The sequence below is a fragment of the Mesorhizobium sp. M1C.F.Ca.ET.210.01.1.1 genome (assembly GCF_004791585.1).
Classification (GTDB): Bacteria; Pseudomonadota; Alphaproteobacteria; order Rhizobiales; family Rhizobiaceae; genus Mesorhizobium.
In genome coordinates this window covers 422,501-426,103 of sequence record NZ_SRUU01000001.1, presented here as the reverse complement: position 1 = coordinate 426,103, position 3,603 = coordinate 422,501, and the positions used below count along the sequence as shown (strand labels likewise).

General features: G+C 54.4%; 1 tRNA gene and 2 rRNA genes. All 3 read right to left on the bottom strand.

Annotation, left to right across the window (positions count from 1 at the left end):
- Positions 1-38 precede the first annotated feature (38 nt).
- Positions 39-115: transfer RNA gene (locus tag EN853_RS02150), tRNA-Met, on the bottom strand.
- Between the two features lie 221 nt (positions 116-336).
- Positions 337-451 (bottom strand): 5S ribosomal RNA (rrf, locus tag EN853_RS02145).
- A gap of 194 nt (positions 452-645) precedes the next feature.
- A 23S ribosomal RNA gene (locus EN853_RS02140) occupies positions 646-3,459 on the bottom strand.
- Between the last annotated feature and the right edge of the window lie 144 nt (positions 3,460-3,603).

Here is a 3,603-nt window from a genome sequence, read left to right as displayed (position 1 = left end):
ACGAAAACGGCCCGCGAGATGCGGGCCGTTTTTGTATTTGGTTGCGGGGACAGGATTTGAACCTGTGACCTTCAGGTTATGAGCCTGACGAGCTACCGGGCTGCTCCACCCCGCGTCAACGATAGAGGTAAGTTTCAGCTTACCGAATTCAAGAGACCGCCAAATGAAAGGGCCGCTTGCGCGGCCCATGATCCCGTTTGGCGGGCCTTATGCATGTCGCCCAAAGCGCCTGGCGGTTTTGGAACAACGACATGCATCACAAACGATCGTAAGGAGAAGATTTGTCTCCATCCGGATCCTTTCGATCCGGATGTGCGATGAACGTGCGCTTTGCAGACCTGGCAGCGACCTACTCTCCCGCGTCTTGAGACGAAGTACCATCAGCGCTGGAGCGTTTCACGGCCGAGTTCGGAATGGGATCGGGTGCAGCCGCTCCGCCATAACCACCAGGTCGGCAAAACGCACGTTCAAATCGAGAAGCTGTTCAAGCGCGATCCAAGGATCGTCGCGTTTGTGCCGTTGCGGCGTTTGCGCTTTGCTTACGGGCGAAGCCCGCAAGCGCGACTGCGCGTCGGCGCCCTCGCGGAGCATAGGCCCGAAGGGCCGCTCATGCGTGAGCGCTGGCGATGGATATTAGGAATGAGAACGATCAAGCCGATCGAACTATTAGTACCGGTAAGCTTCAAGCGTTGCCGCTCTTCCACACCCGGCCTATCAACGTGGTCGTCTTCCACGGTTCTCAGGGAATACTCGTTTCAAGGTGGGTTTCCCGCTTAGATGCCTTCAGCGGTTATCCCGTCCGGATATAGCTACCCTGCAATGCGGCTGGCGCCACAACAGGTCCACCAGAGATCCGTCCATCCCGGTCCTCTCGTACTAGGGACAGATCCTTTCAATATTCCTACACCCACGGCAGATAGGGACCGAACTGTCTCACGACGTTCTGAACCCAACTCACGTACCGCTTTAAATGGCGAACAGCCATACCCTTGGGACCTGCTCCAGCCCCAGGATGCGATGAGTCGACATCGAGGTGCCAAACAACCCCGTCGATATGGACTCTTGGGGGTCATCAGCCTGTTATCCCCGGCGTACCTTTTATCCGTTGAGCGATGGCCCTTCCACACGGGACCACCGGATCACTATGACCGACTTTCGTCTCTGCTCGACTTGTCAGTCTCGCAGTCAGGCAGGCTTATGCCATTGCACTCAGCGAACGATTTCCGACCGTTCTGAGCCCACCATCGCGCGCCTCCGTTACTCTTTAGGAGGCGACCGCCCCAGTCAAACTACCCACCATACATTGTCCCGGACCCGGATAACGGGCCGCGGTTAGACATCCATAGTAATAAGGGTGGTATTTCAAGGGTGGCTCCACCTGAGCTGGCGCCCAGGCTTCAAAGCCTACCACCTATCCTACACATGCCACTACGAATGCCAATGTAAAGCTATAGTAAAGGTGCACGGGGTCTTTCCGTCTAACCGCAGGAACCCCGCATCTTCACGGGGAATTCAATTTCACTGAGTCTATGCTGGAGACAGCGGGGAAGTCGTTACGCCATTCGTGCAGGTCGGAACTTACCCGACAAGGAATTTCGCTACCTTAGGACCGTTATAGTTACGGCCGCCGTTTACTGGGGCTTCGATTCAGAGCTTGCACCCCTCCTCTTAACCTTCCAGCACCGGGCAGGCGTCAGACCCTATACGTCGCCTTGCGGCTTCGCAGAGCCCTGTGTTTTTGATAAACAGTCGCTACCCCCTGGTCTGTGCCACCCTCCTCTGCTTGCGCAGAAAAGGGTCACGCTTCTTCCGAAGTTACGCGTGCAATTTGCCGAGTTCCTTCAGCATAGTTCTCTCAAGCGCCTTGGTATACTCTACCTGACCACCAGTGTCGGTTTCGGGTACGGTCTATAAGGAGGAGCTATTTCCTGGAACCACTCCGCTGCCCTTTCAATCCGATAAGATTGGACAACTTGTGTGATCCGTCACTACCTCCAGGCCCACGAATATTAACGTGGTTCCCATCGACTACGCGTTTCCGCCTCGTCTTAGGGGCCGGCTAACCCTGCTCAGATTAACTTTAAGCAGGAACCCTTGGTCTTTCGGCGGGGGAGTCTCTCACTCCCCTTACGTTACTCATGTCAGCATTCGCACTTCTGATACCTCCACCGCCCCTCACGGGTACGGCTTCATCAGCTTACAGAACGCTCCGCTACCGCTCGTGATTGCTCACGAACCCTAAGCTTCGGTGTATGGCTTTAGCCCCGTTACATTTTCGGCGCAAAGACCCTTATTTAGACCAGTGAGCTGTTACGCTTTCTTTAAATGATGGCTGCTTCTAAGCCAACATCCTGGTTGTTTTGGGATCCTCACATCCTTTCCCACTTAGCCATAACTTGGGGACCTTAGCTGTAGGTCAGGGTTGTTTCCCTTTTCACGACGGACGTTAGCACCCGCCGTGTGTCTGCCGACTAGTACTCCCAGGTATTCGGAGTTTGGTTAGGTTTGGTAATCCGGTGAGGACCCCTAGCCCATCCAGTGCTCTACCCCCTGGGGTATTCGGTCGACGCTCTACCTAAATAGATTTCGCGGAGAACCAGCTATTTCCGAGTTTGATTGGCCTTTCACCCCTAGCCACAAGTCATCCCGAACTATTGCAACAGTTATGGGTTCGGCCCTCCAGTAAGTGTTACCTTACCTTCAGCCTGCTCATGGCTAGATCACTCGGTTTCGGGTCTAATGCGACGAACTGAACGCCCTGTTCAGACTCGCTTTCGCTGCGCCTACACCTACCGGTTTAAGCTTGCTCGTCACACTAAGTCGCTGACCCATTATACAAAAGGTACGTGGTCACCCTTGCGGGCTCCCACTGTTTGTAGGCAATCGGTTTCAGGTACTCTTTCACTCCCCTTGTCGGGGTGCTTTTCACCTTTCCCTCACGGTACTAGTTCGCTATCGGTCATGCACGAGTACTTAGGCTTGGAAGGTGGTCCTCCCAATTTCAGACAGGATTTCACGTGTCCCGCCTTACTCAAGGACGATTGATCGCATTACGCGTACGGGGCTGTCACCCGCTATGGCCCAACTTTCCAGAAGGTTCCGCTTGTCTCTCAATCGCCGCTGGCCTGGTCCGGGTTCGCTCGCCACTACTTCCGGAGTCTCGGTTGATGTCCTTTCCTACGGGTACTTAGATGTTTCAGTTCCCCGCGTTCGCCACTTTATCCCTATGTATTCAGGATAAGTTACCTATTAGCGATACTTGGAAACCACAGCAGCAAGTCGGCCTTGTCGACCACTCTGGCTGCTCTGATTTTCCAAGTACCTTAGGTGGGTTTCCCCATTCGGAGATCTACGGATCAAAGGGTATTCGCACCTCCCCGTAGCTTATCGCAGCGTATCACGTCCTTCATCGCCTGTGCATGCCAAGGCATCCACCAATTGCCCTTAAGACACTTGATCGTTCTCATTGCCAATATCCATCTGCGCAATCCCGAAGGGATTGTCGCTTCAGCCTTCCCCTTGCGGGACTTGGCTTCAATGGAATTGGCACAAAAAGACCAGCTTCTCGAGATCGGTTCGAGGGCGCGGTTAGGCAAACCCATC